The 18,018-nt window shown below is 54.2% G+C and carries 16 protein-coding genes; 10 read left to right on the top strand and 6 right to left on the bottom strand.

Annotation, left to right across the window (positions count from 1 at the left end; genetic code table 11):
* Positions 1–5 precede the first annotated feature (5 nt).
* Entirely contained in the window at positions 6–986 is a 981-nt protein-coding gene (locus ABFZ83_RS11190; protein ID WP_411818827.1) for a glycosyltransferase, read from the top strand.
* 1 nt (position 987) lies between these two features.
* Here the strand turns inward: ABFZ83_RS11190 and ABFZ83_RS11185 are convergent, their stop codons facing one another.
* Both ABFZ83_RS11185 and ABFZ83_RS11180 read right to left on the bottom strand, forming a co-directional pair.
* Positions 988–2,472, bottom strand: a complete 1,485-nt coding sequence (locus tag ABFZ83_RS11185) for an ArnT family glycosyltransferase (RefSeq protein ID WP_411816636.1) — start codon at positions 2,470–2,472, stop codon at positions 988–990.
* A 20-nt stretch (positions 2,473–2,492) separates the two neighbouring features.
* Entirely contained in the window at positions 2,493–4,151 is a 1,659-nt protein-coding gene (locus ABFZ83_RS11180) for an ArnT family glycosyltransferase (protein ID WP_411816635.1), read from the bottom strand.
* Between the two features lie 116 nt (positions 4,152–4,267).
* On the opposite strand from ABFZ83_RS11180, the gene ABFZ83_RS11175 reads away from it, so the two are divergent.
* The 3 genes from ABFZ83_RS11175 (at position 4,268) to ABFZ83_RS11165 (ending at position 7,724) form a co-directional block, all read left to right on the top strand.
* Positions 4,268–5,008 (top strand): glycosyltransferase family 2 protein, encoded by a 741-nt coding sequence (locus ABFZ83_RS11175; protein ID WP_411816634.1) that lies wholly within the window; start codon positions 4,268–4,270, stop codon positions 5,006–5,008.
* A 116-nt stretch (positions 5,009–5,124) separates the two neighbouring features.
* On the top strand, positions 5,125–5,535 hold the full coding sequence (locus tag ABFZ83_RS11170; RefSeq protein ID WP_411816633.1) for a hypothetical protein: 411 nt from the start codon (positions 5,125–5,127) through the stop codon (positions 5,533–5,535).
* Between the two features lie 413 nt (positions 5,536–5,948).
* On the top strand, positions 5,949–7,724 hold the full coding sequence (locus tag ABFZ83_RS11165; RefSeq protein ID WP_411816632.1) for a putative bifunctional diguanylate cyclase/phosphodiesterase: 1,776 nt from the start codon (positions 5,949–5,951) through the stop codon (positions 7,722–7,724).
* A 12-nt stretch (positions 7,725–7,736) separates the two neighbouring features.
* Here ABFZ83_RS11165 and phaR read toward each other — a convergent pair whose 3' ends face one another.
* Entirely contained in the window at positions 7,737–8,345 is a 609-nt protein-coding gene (gene phaR / locus ABFZ83_RS11160; protein ID WP_411816631.1) for a polyhydroxyalkanoate synthesis repressor PhaR, read from the bottom strand.
* 258 nt (positions 8,346–8,603) lie between these two features.
* Between phaR and ABFZ83_RS11155 the strand changes: the two genes are divergently transcribed.
* The 4 genes from ABFZ83_RS11155 to ABFZ83_RS11140 all read left to right on the top strand — a co-directional run bounded on the left by ABFZ83_RS11155 (position 8,604) and on the right by ABFZ83_RS11140 (position 12,131).
* Positions 8,604–9,779 carry an acetyl-CoA C-acetyltransferase gene (locus tag ABFZ83_RS11155; RefSeq protein WP_411816630.1) on the top strand — a complete coding sequence of 392 codons (1,176 nt, stop codon included), beginning with the start codon at positions 8,604–8,606 and terminating at the stop codon, positions 9,777–9,779.
* Between the two features lie 115 nt (positions 9,780–9,894).
* Positions 9,895–10,620, top strand: coding sequence for an acetoacetyl-CoA reductase (phbB, locus tag ABFZ83_RS11150; RefSeq protein ID WP_411816629.1), 726 nt, complete (start codon positions 9,895–9,897; stop codon positions 10,618–10,620).
* Positions 10,621–10,738: 118 nt separating this feature from the next.
* A complete protein-coding gene (locus ABFZ83_RS11145; RefSeq protein WP_411816628.1) occupies positions 10,739–11,599 on the top strand; it encodes a DUF4908 domain-containing protein in 861 nt (286 codons plus the stop codon).
* A gap of 61 nt (positions 11,600–11,660) precedes the next feature.
* On the top strand, positions 11,661–12,131 hold the full coding sequence (locus tag ABFZ83_RS11140) for a hypothetical protein (protein WP_411816627.1): 471 nt from the start codon (positions 11,661–11,663) through the stop codon (positions 12,129–12,131).
* Here ABFZ83_RS11140 and ABFZ83_RS11135 read toward each other — a convergent pair.
* A complete protein-coding gene (locus ABFZ83_RS11135) occupies positions 12,128–12,772 on the bottom strand; it encodes a MarC family protein (RefSeq protein WP_411816626.1) in 645 nt (214 codons plus the stop codon). The two genes, ABFZ83_RS11140 and ABFZ83_RS11135, sit on opposite strands and share 4 nt — an antisense overlap.
* 150 nt (positions 12,773–12,922) lie before the next feature.
* On the opposite strand from ABFZ83_RS11135, the gene ABFZ83_RS11130 reads away from it, so the two are divergent.
* A complete protein-coding gene (locus ABFZ83_RS11130; RefSeq protein WP_411816625.1) occupies positions 12,923–14,833 on the top strand; it encodes a LysM peptidoglycan-binding domain-containing protein in 1,911 nt (636 codons plus the stop codon).
* A gap of 90 nt (positions 14,834–14,923) precedes the next feature.
* On the opposite strand, the gene groL is transcribed toward ABFZ83_RS11130, so the two are convergent.
* Together groL and ABFZ83_RS11120 are read right to left on the bottom strand one after the other, a co-directional pair.
* The gene (gene groL, locus ABFZ83_RS11125; protein ID WP_411816624.1) at positions 14,924–16,582 is read right to left on the bottom strand and encodes a chaperonin GroEL; all 1,659 of its coding nucleotides are present in this window, start codon (positions 16,580–16,582) and stop codon (positions 14,924–14,926) included.
* A 30-nt stretch (positions 16,583–16,612) separates the two neighbouring features.
* Entirely contained in the window at positions 16,613–16,900 is a 288-nt protein-coding gene (locus ABFZ83_RS11120) for a co-chaperone GroES (protein WP_369312495.1), read from the bottom strand.
* Positions 16,901–17,277: 377 nt separating this feature from the next.
* Here ABFZ83_RS11120 and ABFZ83_RS11115 point away from each other — a divergent pair, with 377 nt between their 5' ends.
* Positions 17,278–17,940 carry an OmpA family protein gene (locus tag ABFZ83_RS11115; protein WP_411816623.1) on the top strand — a complete coding sequence of 221 codons (663 nt, stop codon included), beginning with the start codon at positions 17,278–17,280 and terminating at the stop codon, positions 17,938–17,940.
* The last annotated feature ends 78 nt before the right edge of the window (positions 17,941–18,018 follow it).

The following is an 18,018-nucleotide window of genomic DNA, read 5'->3' as shown; positions in this document are numbered from 1 at the left end:
GAGTGATGGGCGTGGAGCCGGGCCAAGAGAGAACGCCTTCGGTCACTGCGGTGGTCGTCAGTTATTTCACCGGACCGGTGTTGGCGCGGTCACTGGCAAGTTTGGGCCAGCAACCGGAAATCACTGAAATCATTCTCGTTGATAACGGCAATTTCGACGGCGATATCGACGCGGCCATCAATGATAGCGATTGCACCGCGTTGGTTCGCGTCATCTCTGGGCATGGCAATATTGGTTTTGCTGCCGGGTGCAATCTGGGTGCGCGTCTGGCCCAGTCCGACTATGTTTTGATTTTCAATCCCGATGCGATCATGCCGGATGGCGGAATCGCGCAAATGCTCGTTGACGCCGAAGAGCTTGAGCGCCCTTGGCTGATGGGGGCAAAGTTAGTCGGTCCCGATGGGGTCGAACAACAAGGATCGCGGCGCCGGGTTCTGACCCCCGGCCGCGCCTTTGTCGAGGCAACCCGACTTTATCGGCTCGCGCCACAACATCCTTATTTCCAGCGCTTTAACATGCATACAAGCGCATGCCCGGACGAGGTCATCGACGTGCCGACAATTTCTGGCGCGGTCATGTTTTTACCGCTTGCTGATTATATGGCGATTGACGGCATGGATGAGCATTATTTCATGCATGTCGAAGATGTCGATTTTTGTCTGCGCTTTTCGGATGCGGGCGGCACGGTTTATTTCAACCCGCATGTTCCGGTTGTTCATTTCAAAAGTTCGAGCCGCGCTAATCCGGTGCGTATCGAAGCGCGAAAAACCGCCGGCATCATTCGCTATTTTCATAAGCATTTTTCAAATGCCTATCCGCGCCCGTTTCTGTGGTTGGTGGATGCGGCGCTTTGGGTATCGTTCGGCTTGTTGTTCGTTAAACGCGCTATTCTAAAGGCGCTGCGGCTTGTGGGCTTTGGTATGCGGCGCGGCGAGCGCGGGTTGCGTCGCGCGCGATCATTGTCGAAACGGCAATCCGAACGCTGATTTATCGGCTGCCGGGTTCGTAATAATCCTCAAGGGCGAAAAGCGTATAGCGACGGGTGGCGTCGGGTCCGATCTCGGCTGTGCTGACGCCCATGGGCTCTATGCTGCCAAAGCGGTAATCAACATGCGCAGAATCATCGCGGGTTGTAACAAACAAGACTTTTGACGCCCGCGACGGATCAAAGGCGAGAAAGGCTTCGAAGTGATTATCGATATTGCTGTTCGGGTCGATCGCCACAATCGGTAGGGTTGTCATACGCTGATGGTAGAGCATCTCGCCGATTAAATAACGATCATCCACGACGATTGCGTCAAAGCCGTGGGCCTTGGCGGTAATATTGTCAGTCTGTTCCTGCCAGCCGCGTAGGTCTTTGATCGGTTCTGAAAGACCAATCCGATCAATCAGATTGAAATTCAGCATGCCGATCATGAAACAAATCGCGAGCGCGACATGCAAGGCGACGCTGATTTTCACCAAATACGCTCTACCAGTGGTGGTTAGAAACCAGGTCACCAACAATATCGCCGCCGGGTAAGACGCCGCGGCCCAATTGGCATGGGCGCGTGATAGGAATGCCTGAATGGCAACGATACAAAGCGGCGTCAGGGCCAAAACCAGGAGCATCAATGCCTTTGACGAATCCTCTTGGGTACGCCATTGGCGGCTTTTTGCGGTTAGATAGATTAACACGCTGAACGGAATGATACCAAATACCGCAAACTGACCCGCCGTGAATTCCAACAGGTTTAGCGGCTTGAACATGGAAGCCCCCCAATTGGCATTGTCCGCGGTGTGGCTGAGGGTTTGGAAATCGTTCTGGCTGTTCCAGATGATGTTCGGCAGGAACAACGCAAAGGCAATGAATAGGGTCGCCGCCAGTTCAGGGCGCAATAGCGATTTACGCAACGGCGCGATCATGAACATCACGCCCAATCCGACGACGAAATAGACCATTGCATATTTCGATAACAGGCCGAGGCCGATCATTACCCCGAGTGCTGCAAAATTGAGCGCACGATTTTTCGCGCCCTCAGAGGTACGCGCGAGGAAATAAATCGCGCCCGACCAGAAAAATAATAAAGGCGCATCGGTGGTGATAACGAATGAAGAGAGAATACCGCCCGGTAACGTGAGCCATCCAAGCCCCGTCCAGAATGCAATTCGCTTACTGAACAGTTGGCCGCCGGCAAGGTAAAGAAAACTTGCCGTGCCAAGGTGGAATAATGGCGCTGACAGCCGAACCGCCCAAGGGGCATTGCCGAATAAATCGGTCGTTGCGGCGATTGCCCATGCGATCATTGGCGGTTTTGAATAATAGCCAAAGTCCAGATCGCGGGACCAATACCAATATTGTGCTTCGTCGGGGCCAATTTCTGCGGGTGAGAACACCAGAGTCAGAATGCGCGCAAGGGTCAATGCGGTGGCAATCGCCCAGAAATTACACCAAAGTGGTGTGGTCGTGGTGCTGATATTGTCTTTTGTCATGCACTGCCAATTCGCAAAGGTCAGAAGCTGCGAATATAAATGGTAAGTGTTACGGTTTTCCCATTGGAGTAATTTAGACCGTCAATAACAGCAAGAGTCTTTACCGGGCTTTCGGCGAGTTCAAACATAAACTCTTGTTTATGTCTTTCTTCGATGATGGCCGCGATTACCTTGCCGGTCTTCAAAAGCGTTGCCGCATTGGCGGCATTTGTCAGCTTGGTGGCAGTTCCCAAAAGGAAAACAGCTGAAGGTTCGGAATAGCCCGCAATGGCCACAGGGAGCTGATTGTCGCGAATGGGATGTCGATCCGCCAATTCGAGCGCAGTTGACATTCGGGGCGAAACCGCAAGATCCGACAGGCTCGGCAAAATTACGGTCATTAATGTCCAGGCATAAAGCGAGGCCAAGACGGCGGAGGCGATCCCGGCCTCATAAGATTTTTTGCGCCAATAGAGCATGGTGATGAAAATCGTTGCGAGGGCGATGACACCACTAACGCCAAAGCAAAGCATGGACATTGCCATATCGCTAAAGAAAACCGGAAGGGCGGCGACGAGACCAGCCGCAATCAATCCGACCACGCAGTAAATTATCGGGCCAATTTTTTCTGGAAGGGTATTTCGCACGATGTCCGTCGCCGCATAGGCCGCAAGAATGGCCAGTGCGGGATAAAGCGGCATGACATAATGCGGGAGTTTTGTACCCGCCAGTTCAAAAACGATCCATGCCGGGATAATCCAAGCCAGCAAAAACCGCATATTCCATTGATCGCGCCCGCCCCATGCACGCGCAAAGCCGCTCAGCACCAAAGCCGTAGCGGGCCAAAAAAGTGGCCAAAGCAAAATGAAATGATAGCCCGGACCACCCGCATGCCCTTCTTGCGCATTGCCGACTTTCCCGAGCATGTCATTGCCAATCGCCTCGGTAAAGAAACGGCCCTCGGTCGCTGACCAGATCGCATAGGCCCAAGGGCTAATCATCAGTAAAAGGATGATCACGCCGGTGATCGGTCGCATCGGCCAGATCCAGCCAAACCGTTTTCGGCCAGTCGATAAGCCCGCGCCCGTTAACAATGCCACGAGCGGCGCAATCGGTCCTTTGATCAAAATTGCGGCACCCTGCGATAACCAGAACACCAATGGCCAACGCCAACCTGTTGGTTTGCTGTCGCCCGTATTTGTACTCAAGGTTCGTCGGTAAACAGTCAGGAACGCAAACTGCGCTACACAGATTAATCCCAGCAAGACGCCATCGGTCTTTGCAATCGTTCCTTCGGCGGCAACCAGAGGTGCACTTGCGATGAATAGCCCAGCCAGAAACCCGGTGCGTCCGTCAAAAAGTCTGGCCCCGGCCAATGCGGTGAAAATCGCAGCGATCACCACACCGATCATCGAGGGAATGCGATAGACCCAGATCTCCCGGGATTCGACCGATGAAAAGAGTTTCACACTCGCCGCTTGCAACCAATAAATACCCGCGGGCTTTTTGTTGCGCTCACGATCTTGAAAACGCATGACGATATAGTCTTCGCTTTCAAGCATCTGCACCGTGGCCTGCGCAAAGCGGGCTTCGTCTCGGTCAAGCGGCGGTAGTGACCAAAGCCCGGCAAAGGCCGTGACCAAGGCAAAAAGCCCCACAATGCCTAGACGCACGGATGACGTGCCTTGTCTTAAATCCATCGTCAATATGCCCCCATGGATGGATTATAGTAAAAGGTCTATATGCATTTGTCTTGTCTATCGGCCAAAGAGAATAGGGTGACCATTGGCCACGGATCAGTTATGAGCATTGGCCAATGAATCAAAGTGAAAACCGACATCCTATTATTAGTGTGATCGCGCCGATGCTGAACGAAGCCGGCGGCGCTTCTACGCTTGTGGATGAAATTGCTGCGGCATTGGCAGAATTTGAGCATGAGATCATCATTATCGATGATGCTTCGACGGATGAAACGCGGGCGGAATTGCGGGCGGCGCGAAAGATTCATCCGCAACTGCGCATTCTGTGCCATGAACAAAATGCAGGGCAAAGCCGCGCAATCAGAACCGGTGTGTTGGCCGCGCGGGCGGATATTGTGGCCATGCTTGATGGCGACGGCCAAAACGATCCGGTTCATATCCCCGCGCTTTACCGTGTGCTGATGGATGCAGATCCGGATGTTGCGATGGCCGCGGGCGAACGGCAGAAACGTCAGGATAGCCGTGCAAAAAAATGGGCGTCGCGGGCGGCGAATGCGATCCGGCAGAAATTGCTCGATGACGGCGCGGCGGATACGGGCTGCGGGCTCAAGGTTTTTCGGCGCGAGGCATTTTTGCGGCTGCCCTATTTCGATCACATGCATCGCTATTTGCCGGCGCTGATCCGGCGCGAAGGGTTCAAGGTCGTCTTCATGCCGGTGTCCCACCGCGCGCGGGCGCATGGCGTATCAAAATACACCAATATCGGGCGCGCACTCGTTGCGGTTCGCGACCTTTTTGGGGTGATGTGGCTCCGCGCACGGGCGAAATCGCCCGGAAAAATCACAGAACAACCATAATTTACCAGTTGTTTACCATTTTTGGCGCGCGTCGCGAGCCGTGCTAAGCTATAGGGAAAAGAGGGGATGTCGACGCCATTGGTCTTGGTATCGGCGAGAGAGAAGGATTTCGGACTATGTATCAAATGTTTCCATTATTGGCGGTCAGCCTGATTGTTTATGCGGTGTTGGCGCTAACCGGTGCTGCCGGGCCGCTATGGTATGAAATCGTTTTTGTCGAATTGCCGATGGTCTCAGGCGAGACTTGGAGCGTCAGCTGGGGTGACGTTTTCTTGCTCGCGAGTATGGGGCTGTTATTTGTCGAATTACTGCGCGCAACGAAAACCGGGTCAGATTCGATCATGAATCACGCCCTGTCGGTTGTCGTATTCATCGTGTCGCTTTTGCTTTTCATCATCGTCAAAGGGTTCGGAAACTCGGTCTTCTTCCTTTTCCTGTCGATGACATTTCTTGATTTCATGGCCGGGTTTATCGTGACCACGGTAACAGCGCGGCGTGATTTGGCTGTCGGTGGTGGTGGCGCTTAGCTGATGTCACGTCTTGATTGACGAGGACTGTCTCACCACGAAACAATTTTATACGTAGCGATCAAGCGCGTGTGGACCAAATTGGGACGCACGCGTTTCTGTTTGTTGGTAAACCCGCGCCAGTTTGTTTTCATGGGGCTTTGACTTAGTCCAGCTATTTGGGCAATTCGCGTAGAAAAGCGGGGTTGAATGAACCGTCAATGCGCGCGAGCCTGTTGGCTCAGTGACTTTTTCAAGTCGCTGTAGGGCTGAATTTCGGCCCCAAATAGCGGGTTGGTTAAGTATTTCTTTCATACCGTGCCTTACAAGGCAAAATCGGTGCCGAAGATAATATAAGTGCGAATTCGCTCGCTTCAAATTTTATTTACGGCTTTGCACCTATAGTACGTTCGTAAAAAGTGTGAGTGGGATTAATGGTAAAAAACGCTGAGGCGTTCCCGTTTGAAAATCAGGACAGTTCTGTCCCGTCAGCCGAGCAGAATCCGTCTGCTTTGGCGGATGTTGATGTGAGTGGTAACGGGGCTGCGAATGCGAGTGATCGCGGCTTGCAGACGATGTTCGAATTCGATCCGAATGACGGCACGTTGAAATGGTCGGACGACGAAGCCGCTTCGCGGATTTTCGGTGTCGCGCGCGATCAGATTGCATCGACCGGCACGGCGTTTTCCGAGTGCATTCTCGACGATGAAGATGAAGCGCGGGTTGCCGCCTTTGTCGGCCAGCGCCCGAGCTATGCCTGCGAATACCAGCTCCGCCGTCCCGACGGGAAAGGCCATTGGGTCGAGGAGCGTGGCGGATGGATCGGTACCGGTCCGAACCGTCGGCTTATCAGTGTTATCCGCTCTATCGAAGGCCGTAAGCGCCGCGAAGAGCAATTGTCCTGGCTCGCTTTAAATGACGAATTGACCGGTTTGTTAAACCGGGCCCATCTGCGCAAAACCCTCGAAACGCATATCGCGCGCCTCGAAAGCGGTGAGCAAACAGGGGCTTATATTCTGGCGGGGATCGACGATGTCGGCGCGATCAATGCGGATTTCGGTTTCGAAGCCGCAGACAAGGTCATTGTCGAAACATCGCAGCGGCTTTCCGGTGTGTTAGGGCCGAAGGACCGTATCGGCCGGGTTGCGGGAACGAAATTCGGTATCATCATTAATGATTGTGATGCGGAAGAGTTGCGTCAGGTTTGTGTAAGGCTGTTAAACGTCGTTCGCGAAAATGTCGTGAACACAAAAAGCGGCGCGGTCGCAGCATCGGTTTCGCTGGGCGCAGTCAGCTTGCCTGAACAAGCGACAACAACAAACGAAACCATGACCCGCGCAGAAGCGGCACTGGACGCCGCCAAGCGTATCGGTAAATCAAGTTGGTCATTGTTTACGGACAAAACCGACGTCGTCAGCATGCGTCGGCGCAACACACATATGTCAGACGTTATTCTGACCGCGCTGAACGAACGCCGTGTTCGGCTCGCATTCCAGCCAATCGTTGGCGATCTTGATGAAGTGCCGGCCAAGTTTGAATGCCTGATCCGTATGCATGGCGAGGACGGCCAGCTTGTGCCTGCACCGGAATTTATTCCGGCGGCTGAGCGTTTGGGGCTTGTTCACCTGCTTGATCGGCGTGTTCTGGAATTGGCATTGAATACGCTTGCCGTGTGTCCGAATATTCATCTCAATGTGAATATTTCCATGGAAACGGTGAAGGATTTCGTTTGGGCAGAAGGTTATATCGCTCTGTTGCGCGCCCATCAGGAATTTACAAACCGCATCACTGTCGAGTTGACGGAAACCCAGATTATCGACTCGATCGATGCGACGATTGAGTTCGTCTCAGAGATTAAACGCCTTGGTTGTTCGTTCGGTATCGACGATTTTGGAGCGGGTTACACCTCGTTCCGCAATCTCAAAGCAATGGATATCGATATCCTCAAGATTGACGGGTCCTTCGTCACTGGCGTTTCGTCTTCACGGGAAAACCAGCTTTTCGTCCGTACCCTGCTCGATCTCGCGCGCAATTTCGGTATGAAAACCGTTGCGGAATGGGTCGACAACGAAGCCGACGCCATGTTGCTGAAAGGGCTGGGTGTCGATTACCTTCAGGGCTTTATGATTGGTAAGCCTGAAATTACGCCGGACTGGCTACCTGAGGGCGCACCGAACGATGCGCCTCAGCGTAGCGTTGAACGCGGATAATTGCCGCGCGGTTTAGTCTTCGCTTTCGAGCCGGTCGAGCTTTTTCTGAAGCGCTTCCACTTGTGATTTAAGCGCGTCGATATCAGCATCGCTTTCTTTTCCAGCGGGTGCTGATGCGGCGCTCTTTTGTGGCGTATAGGCCGGGCCAAGCGGCGAGAACATTTTCATCGCCTGTTCGTAGAGTTCCATATTTTTGCGAACGCTATCTTCGAACATCGAAAAACCGGGCGCGGCACCAAACGTCTCGCGCATGCGGTCGCGCATCTCGTCCTGATTTTTCGTAAAGCTGTCCATGCTCATCTCAAGATAAGACGGCACGAAAGATTGAAGGCTGTCGCCGTAAAATTTGATCAACTGCCGCAGGAATTGAATTGGCAGCAAATTCTGGCCCTTGCTTTCCTCTTCGAAAATGATCTGGGTTAAGACAGACCGCGTGATATCTTCACCGGATTTCGCGTCATAGACGACAAAATCCTCGCCGTTTTTGACCATTTCGGCCAAAAAATCGAGCGTCACATAGGATGACGTGGCGGTGTTATATAGGCGGCGGTTCGCATATTTCTTGATGACGATTGCATCGCCTTCGGTCTTGGATCGACCCTTATTTGTTTTTTCTGTCATTGGTACTTCCTCCGATGCCCCATTTTTGCCTCGTCTCGCGAGGCTGCGGCACTGCAATATTCGTGCGGCACCGCGGCGCAGAGTTTTTGTGCGCTTGCTAATACTGCTATAGCATGAAATTAAGATTTGACTACGCGTTCGCACGATCTTTTGCGTCTGCGTAAGCCATTGAGATAGTTTACCCTTAGTACTGACGGGGGGATAAATGGTTAAGACCATTGGCTTCTGCCGGTACGTAACAGCAAATCAGGAGGCTCTATGAGCGGAGCAGTAATCGTTTCGGCGGCGCGAACAGGTGTCGGTTCTTTTGGTGGTGGCTTGAGCACGGTTCCCGCGGCAAAGCTTGGTGAAACCGTGATCGCAGCGGCGATGGAACGGGCGGGCCTATCGGGCCAAGACGTTGAAGAAACCATCATGGGGCACGTGCTTCAGGCCGGACAGGGACAAAATACGGCTCGGCAGGCGAGTATCAATGCAGGGATTGCCAAAGAGCGGCCTGCCATGACGATCAATCAGGTTTGCGGCTCTGGCCTTCGGGCGGTCGCTATGGCGGCGCAGGCGGTCAGACTTGGCGATGCCAATATTGTCGTTGCGGGCGGTCACGAAAACATGTCGCTCGCGCCGCATGTGGCGCATCTTCGCGATGGTGTGAAAATGGGGCCGAAGAACTTTGTCGATTCAATGATCGTCGACGGGCTTTGGGATGCGTTCAACGATTTCCATATGGGCCAAACCGCAGAGAACCTCGCCGATAAATACGAGATTAGCCGCGAAGATCAGGATGCTTTTGCGGTCGCGAGCCAGAACAAAGCGGAAGCCGCGAAAAAGGCCGGCAAATTTGCCGACGAGATTACGCCGGTGGTTATCAAAACCCGGAAGGGCGAAATCGTATTCGACCAGGACGAATATATTCGCGAAGGCGTCACGATCGACAGTATTGCGGGCCTCAAGCCTGCATTTAAACGCGATGGCGGATCGGTTACGGCGGCGAATGCGTCGGGCCTCAATGATGGTGCTGCGGCGCTCATCGTTATGTCCGAAGCGGAAGCGGAGAAGCGCGGGTTGGAGCCATTGGCGCGGATCGCGTCATGGGCCCATTGCGGCGTGGATCCGTCGATCATGGGTATCGGTCCGGCACCGGCCACACGAATTGCGCTTGAAAAAGCCGGATGGTCGCTTGATGATCTTGATCTGATTGAGGCCAATGAAGCATTTGCGGCGCAGGCGCTTTCTGTTGGGAAAGAGCTCGGCTGGGATGCATCAAAGGTGAATGTGAATGGTGGTGCCATTGCGATCGGCCATCCGATCGGCGCGTCTGGCGCTCGGATTTTGACGACCTTGCTTTATGAACTCAAACGTTCGGGCAAGTCGAAGGGTCTGGCCACTTTATGCATCGGCGGCGGCATGGGCGTCGCGCTTTGTGTAGAGCGGTAAACTATCCCTGTGCCGAAGGTTTTGACCTTCGGCACTGTTCGTGGGGATGCGTGCTTATCGATCCGTATAAAGATTAGAATGACCGGGATTAAAGCCGGTATTTGGGAGAAATGAAATGGGAAAGACAGCAATTGTAACCGGTGGAACGCGGGGGATTGGGCGTGCAATTTCTCTCGCGCTAAAGGAAAAAGGCTACACCGTTGCGGCAAGTTATGCCGGTAATGACGATGCCGCCGCTGCGTTTAAGGCGGAAACCGGTATCGGCGTTTATAAGTGGGACGCTGGTGATTACGAAGCGTGTAAGGCAGGGGTTGCTGAAGTCGAAGCCGAGCAGGGCCCAACGGACATTCTTGTGAATAATGCGGGGATTACCCGTGACGGGTTCTTCCACAAAATGACACCCGGTCAGTGGTCTGAGGTTATTCGTGCTGATCTCGATTCTGTTTTCAACATGACCCATCAGGTGTTTCCCGGCATGCGTGAGCGGGGCTTTGGCCGGATCATCAATATCTCGTCGATCAATGGGCAAAAGGGCCAGATGGGCCAGACCAATTATTCAGCGGCGAAGGCCGGCATGCTTGGTTTTACCCGTGCGCTCGCGCAGGAAGGTGCGCGCAAGGGCGTCACCGTAAATGCTGTGGCACCGGGCTATATTGCTACCGAGATGGTTGCTGCGCTCGATGAGAAAGTGTTGCAAAGCATCGTGGCGCAGGTCCCCGTCGGGCGCCTTGGCACGCCTGAGGAAATCGCGGCCAGCGTTGCGTTTCTTGCGGGTGATGAAGCCGGATTTATTACGGGCTCCGTCCTGACGGCAAATGGCGGCCAATATTTCGCGGCCTAAAGGCCAGCTAATCTGAAATTACCGGGCTCTGTCGCCGGTTTCGGCGGGCGCAGAGCCATTTTTTCACCAAATTCCTGTCCTATATTTCATGATCGAATTAATCCGATAGGGCCCGATTTTGACACGCTTGTTTTCACGCATTTCCCTTATAGCGCTGCTCGCACTTATTGGTGTGGCGGGGCAGGGTAATGATGCGCGTGCGGAGATGCCGCGCAGCCATCTGGCGCAGGCGGATAACCCTTTTAACAGCCTTGTTGGAAAACGGCGCGACCGGCGGGAAGAGCGCCGCCAATCGGCCGGCGCAGTTGAGCGCTACGTGCTTGCCGGTGACGGACGGATGTTCCTGTTTGAGGAGCGCGGATCGGTTGCGCGGGTGCAATTTCTGTGCGGCGCAGAGGATAAGCGAATTGATTGCGCGCTTGATGATATCCCCTCACCAGAGATCTATCAGCTCAATGCGATCCGTGGCCCACGGGGCGATGTGATCTATAAAAACGACGAAGGTGAAACGCTGTTGCGGATTGCCGCCTATGGCGGGGCGACCGTGTTCTGGCCCGGAGAAATTCAGGGGACGGCAGCGTCGAAATCCTTTGGCGACGATCATTCCCTGTCGCTGATTTTTGAGGGCCGACAGGTGGCGGTCATGCGGGCGCAGAGTGCTGCGGCCCATATCAGCGCCAAAACCGGCACGCCGATTTTATTCGATATTAGCGCCGCTCCCCGTGGCCCGGGCCAAAATGCTGCTGTCTTGGCGGACGCAATCCTGACCGCAGCCAAGGGGCTTGCGAGTGTCGCCAGCGATCCCACCGGCGCGCGGGTCATTGCGGCGCGCATCAAAAGGGTCTCTTTCGTCCCCGGCGGAGCCGCCGATGTCACGCTCGATGGCGCGGTTTTGCGGATCACCTATGCCCCGGACCAAGATATTGATGGCCGTCCATCGTCGTCGAAAATCAGCTATTTCCTCGAAGAAACGCTTTAATTCCGCGGTTTTTGCCGCGCCGGTTAGGATTTAGACAGGTTTACGTCTTAAAAGAGCCGCATTGGGTGAACATTATTTTCTTATGCAACTTGCGGTTTTCACATATCGGTTTCTGGCTTCCCGGCTCTTGGCGGCGCTATTCGCGGCGACCTTGACGATGGTCAGCATCTGGTCGTCAACCGCGGATGCGCAATCCCTGCGGGAGATCCGTGAGCGGGAGCAAGAAGAAAAAGCGCTCGACCGCGAAGCGGCTTTTACGCAATCGGTTTGCGGCATGCGGTTTGTCACCGTCATTGATTGGCGCTCCGCTAAAGGGTGGCCCGATGGCGCGAGCATTGCCTCGTCCTGCGATGGTGCGCTGGGCGCATTGGAAGCGGCTTGCCGGAAAGGCAATGCGCCGCGCGTTAGCCGGTTTGTTTGTGCCGGAGATGGTTCGGGTGCGTCCTATCGGGGCGGCACGCTACGCTATGGTGCGAGCCCCGGTGACAACGGTTTTTCCAGCACCAAAGCTGTTTTAGATCGCGCGAATTAAGCGGCGCTGATCTGTTCCAGAATTCCAACGCGAATGCCGTCAAAGACATATTGCGTTGACAAGGCCATCAACAGCATACCGAGCAATCGAGTAATCGCATTCATCCCCGTACGGCCAAGTACGTCACCAATCCGGCTGGCGAACGCCATCATTAATACACCGATCGCAAGTACAATCACCACGGCAACCATGGCTGCGCCTTTTTCGACCATTTCGGTGTCCGGCCCCATGACGAGCATAATCGTTGCAATCGCGCCGGGCCCAGCAAGCATGGGAATCGCCAGCGGGAAGAAGGCAATATTATCGCGTGCTGATGCTTTGGGGCCGGGGGTTTTGGCCTGGGTTTCGCTGTCCGGGTCAAAGAACATGCGAAAGCCCATGATAAACAGGATTATGCCCATTGCGGCCCGGAAGGCATCTAGCGACACACCCAGATGATGTAAGAGCGCATTACCGGCAAAGCCGAAAAATACGAGGATCAATATCGAATAAAGCGCCGCCATCAACGCGATGCGAAGGCGCTCGCGCGGGAGTTCGTCCTTGGTCAGTGATGCGAAGATCGGCGTCACAAGGATTGGGTCGATCACGATAAACAGCGTGACGAATGATGCGATAAAGGTCGGTAATAGTTCAGCAATCATAAGTTCTTCCTTAGCGGCCTTCTGCACAACCGTCGTTCAAGACGCAAGCGAAAACCGAAACCTAAGAGGTTTCACAGGTCGGAACAAAAGCCAACCCATCGTGTTCGATTAACAAGTCATTAACCATGTCGACGCTGTGGAGAAGGTAGTATGAATAACGAATTCCCGGCTGGCCGCTTGCGAAATTCGCGCCGTGCATTGCGGACCGCCGCAAAGATTTTAGGCGCGAGCGCAATTGCCTTGGGCGCAGCCGCTTGCGCCAGTCACGACGATTTCCGGTATAGCGATGGCTACCAGACCTATGATTACGGTTATGACGTCAATCGCTATAACGATAATTATCGCACCGAGCGCCGCAGCTTCGACGGTATAAACGGCGCGCGCGTGGCGCACCGACTATATTCTGATGCCCGCGCAGAGCGTGTTGATGGTGATTGCGAGATGCGCGTCAATATTGAGCGCGGCGAGACACTTTCCGACATTGCGGAATATTGTGACGTCCCGGTGGCAGCGATTATCGACGCCAATCCACATATCCGTAACCCGCGTTCAGTTTCCGCCGGTGAAATTCTCCGCATACCAAATGTTAGAGGGAATGTTTACGAAGGGTCGCGCCGATACCGCAATATCGATTATTCCGACGATTATGTCGAAGCAGGCGTGATTGAAACAGACCGGCGCAACCGTGACTATTATGTGGTGCGTCGGGGGGACACGCTTGGTGAAATCGCCCGTCAGTTTGATGTCTCCTTGCGCGAAATTCGCCGCCTGAATGGCCGGATAGACCCCTATGCCTTGCAGGTTGGGCAACGGATTTACCTGCCAGACTATGCGCGCAAAGCGCCCTCTGAGCGCCCGCGCCGCGATTATGTCCATTATGAAAACGAACCGCCGCTGGTCTCAATCTCTCCAGCGCTCGGTCCGCGTGATGGGAAAATCCGCGTGATTGGCGAGAACTTCCGCCAGGGCGAGCAGGTAACGGTTTTCTTTGGTCAGGATAGAGATAGTCTGACCAAGCTAAAGATTGTTGAAACCGATGGCGACGGCCGCATTGATGAATATGTGCGCCTGCCCGATAGCTACAATAATGATCGCGCCTATTTTGGTCTGCGCCCGAATAATTATGACGGCTATTTCATGACCGAGGCGTATGCGATCGAAGCGCGTGAGCGCCCGCGCAACTATGCGGGCAACCGGACTGGGAATCGAACCCATGTTGTACGCAATGGCGACAGCCTCGCATGGCTTGCGCAGCGTTATAATGTCAGCATGTGGGAACTGAGAAATGCTAATCCCAATGTTGATTTTTCATCGTTGCAGCGCGGACAGCGTTTGCGCCTCCCTGAAAGTGCCAACCCGAATACCACCACAGGCCGTGAGCCGGTGATGTCTGCGGTCCAGCGTAGTGTCTATTTTGATGACCAGATTACCCTTGCGGCTGAGGGGTTCCCTGCGAATACGCCCGTCGCGATTTATGGCGGCGATAATCGCAATCGGCTGGAGAAAATTTCAGAGGTCCGCAGTGGACCGCGCGGCCGCTTTGTCATCGATGTCGATGTGCCTGAAAACATTACCGGGCAATCAGCATTATTCGTCGCCGCAATCGAAGATGGGCCGCGTACGATATTCAGCGAACGGGTTCGCGTGATGACCCGCGACAATGGGCGAATGTCGAGCCGGATTGGCGAGCGGAACAATGCCGCTGTCATGCCGGCGCGTTCGCCTCAGAAAATAGAGCGTGGCCGCGAGGATAATCGCGGCTGGTTCTCGCGGTTCCGCAAAACCCGCAATGACGATTATGTCGGGCCGGTCAGAACCAGCCCCACGGGCGGCGTTGATAGCGCTGGACAAGCGGCGATTGTCGGTATCCTGACGGATGAAGGCGAGAAATGTCCGGCCTTGCGAGACGACGCTGGCAATCTGTTCACCTTGCTCGGTGATATGGAAGGATTTGACGATGGTGACCGCGTTTTGGTGCGCGGCTCCGTACAGGCTGATGACCGAATTTGCGGTCAGGCCGAGACCATTCAGGTCTTCGGAATAGAATCTGCTCCTTGGTAAATTTCGCCCCCCTCGAGAGCAGAAAAAAACGGCGGCTCTTTCGAGCCGCCGTTCCTTTTACGCTACTAAAACAGATTAGAGCGGGGTGGCTTACATCATGCCGCCCATGCCGCCCATTCCGCCCATGCCGCCCATGTCTGGCATGCCGCCAGCAGGTGCGCCTTCTTTCTTCGGCGCGTCAGCGACCATGGCTTCTGTTGTGATCAACAGGCCAGCAACTGAAGCGGCGTCCTGAAGGGCGTGACGAACAACCTTCGCAGGGTCAACGATACCCGCAGCGATAAGGTCGCAATATTCGTCAGTCTGCGCATTGAAGCCGAACTTGTTGTTGTCCTGCTCATTGAGCTTGCCAACAACGATCGAACCTTCACCACCAGCGTTTTTAACGATCTGGCGGATCGGTGCTTCGAGTGCACGACGGATGATGTTGATGCCAGCATTCTGGTCAGCATTCTCGCCAGAAACACCTTCGAGTGAGCGAGCAGCAAAAAGAAGAGCAGAACCGCCGCCTGGGACGATGCCTTCTTCAACCGCAGCGCGCGTCGCGTTCAGCGCGTCGTCAACGCGGTCTTTACGCTCTTTCACTTCGACTTCTGTTGCGCCGCCAACTTTGATCACTGCAACACCGCCTGCGAGTTTCGCAAGACGCTCTTGGAGTTTTTCGCGGTCATAGTCAGAAGTTGTTTCTTCGATCTGACGGCGGATTTGCGCTGTGCGTGCTTCGATGTCCGCTTTGTTGCCAGAACCGTCAACGATTGTCGTATCGTCTTTGCTGATCGATACCTTCTTCGCTGTGCCGAGCATGTCGAGCGTGACATTTTCGAGCTTGATGCCGAGGTCTTCAGAGATGACCTGACCACCGGTAAGAACAGCAATGTCTTCGAGCATCGCTTTACGGCGATCGCCAAAGCCAGGCGCTTTAACAGCAGCGATCTTCAGACCGCCACGGAGTTTGTTGACAACGAGTGTCGCCAGCGCTTCGCCTTCGACGTCTTCTGCAATGATAAGCAGCGGACGGCTAGACTGAACAGCAGCTTCGAGAAGCGGAAGCATTGACTGAAGGTTGCTGAGTTTTTTCTCGTGAAGAAGGATGTACGGATCTTCGAGATCAGCAATCATCTTGTCAGCATTGGTGATGAAGTATGGTGAAAGGTAACCGCGGTCGAACTGCATACCTTCAACGACTTCAAGTTCGGTTTCGAGCGACTTCGCTTCTTCAACCGTGATGACGCCTTCATTACCGACTTTGTCCATGGCTTTGGCGATCATTTCGCCAATTTCTTTTTCGCCATTCGCAGAGATCGTACCGACCTGTGCGATTTCGTCAGTTGAAGCGATTTTCGTTGCGTGTGCTTTGATGTCTTCGACGACTTTTGAAACCGCGAGATCAATACCGCGCTTCAGGTCCATCGGGTTCATGCCAGCAGCAACGGCTTTCGCGCCTTCTTTTACGATTGCCTGAGCAAGAACAGTTGCTGTTGTTGTACCGTCACCAGCTTCGTCATTGGTGCGGGAAGCAACTTCGCGCACCATCTGTGCGCCCATATTTTCAAACTTGTCTTCAAGTTCGATTTCTTTTGCGACCGATACACCGTCTTTGGTGATGCGTGGTGCGCCGAAAGATTTTTCGATAACGACGTTACGACCTTTTGGGCCCAGCGTTACTTTTACGGCATTTGCGAGTGTATCAACGCCGCGCAGCATTTTGTTGCGCGCATCGACGTCGAATTTGACTTCTTTAGCAGCCATTTATGCGTCTCCTAAATTGAATTGAATGGGTTAGTCGATGATCCCGAGGATGTCCGACTCTTTCATGATCAACAGGTCTTCGCCGTCGATCTTGACTTCAGAACCCGACCATTTTCCGAAAAGGATTTTGTCGCCGGCTTTAACGTCGAGTGGAACGATTTCGTTGTCGTCGCCACGAGCACCTGTACCGCAAGCAACGACTTCGCCCTGCTGTGGTTTCTCTTTTACGGTGTCGGGGATAATGATGCCGCCTGGTGTTTTCGCGTCTTCTTCAATACGACGGACCAGCACACGGTCATGGAGAGGCCGAAAAGCCATAACTTACGTCTCCCTGGGTTGATATGTTAATAAAAACAACCGATTAATTACAAAAACAGGGCGGACAGGCCGCCTGTTAGCACTCACTTGGTGCGAGTGCTAGCGCGGACTTAGGTAGCGATCACGAAACCGTCAAGGGCTGCTCGGCCATGATTTTTCAGAAAATTTAGGATTCGCTGCAGGGAAAATTCGTCCCTGCCACTTCTCGGCGAAACTTTTGCCGCAATTACGTGTTTTTAATTCTCGCTGAACAGCAATAACGCCATATTGCGGTCACGGGCCAGTGTTAGCTGGCGGGTGACCGGACGGGCGCTGGAGCCCAATTCGGAAGAAGCGAATGGATTTTGTCTGCGCAAGGCGCGAAAGGAAGAACATTTATGCGGAAAGCACTCATTATCGGAGCGATCGCTGTATTCGCGGTCGGTTGTACGACTAACCCTTATACGGGCGAGCAACGGGCAAGCCGCACAGTAACGTCAGGTGCCGGTGGTGCAGCCGCTGGTGCGGCGGCAGGCGCAATCGTTGGTGCCATCGCCGGTGATGCCGGTAAAGGCGCGCTGATTGGCGCTGGTGTTGGCGCAGCCGCGGGTGTCGGGATTGGCGTCTATCAGGACCGCCAGCAAGCGAAATTGCGTGAACGCCTTGCAAATTCAGGGGTTTCGGTCACGCGTGAGGGCGACAATATCCGCCTGAACATGCCGTCAGACATCACTTTTGGCACCAATCAGTCCGACATTACGCCGGGCTTTTACGAAACCCTCAATTCAGTGGCGCTGGTCCTCAAAGAGTATAACAAGACCTCTGTGAGTGTTTATGGCCATGCGGATTCAACGGGCCCAGAGGCGTATAACCAGACACTTTCTGAGCGCCGTGCCCTGTCTGTGTCGAATTATCTGGCGGCCCAAGGCGTCGCGCCAGGCCGGTTGCGCGCCGTTGGTTTCGGTGAATCGCGGCCGATTGCGGACAACAACACCGATTATGGCCGGGCGGCAAATCGCCGTGTCGAAATCCTGATCGATCCGATTGAGGCGCAATTCTAATCGAGTTGTTGCTAAATCGTTAACGCTATCAAAGCGCCGGGCATTGCTGAATGCCCGGCGTTTATTCGTTTCGGACCG

The organism is Hyphococcus formosus, assembly GCF_046736345.1.
Taxonomy (GTDB): Bacteria; Pseudomonadota; Alphaproteobacteria; order Caulobacterales; family Parvularculaceae; genus Hyphococcus; species Hyphococcus formosus.
This window is presented reverse-complemented; position numbering and strand designations above follow the sequence as displayed.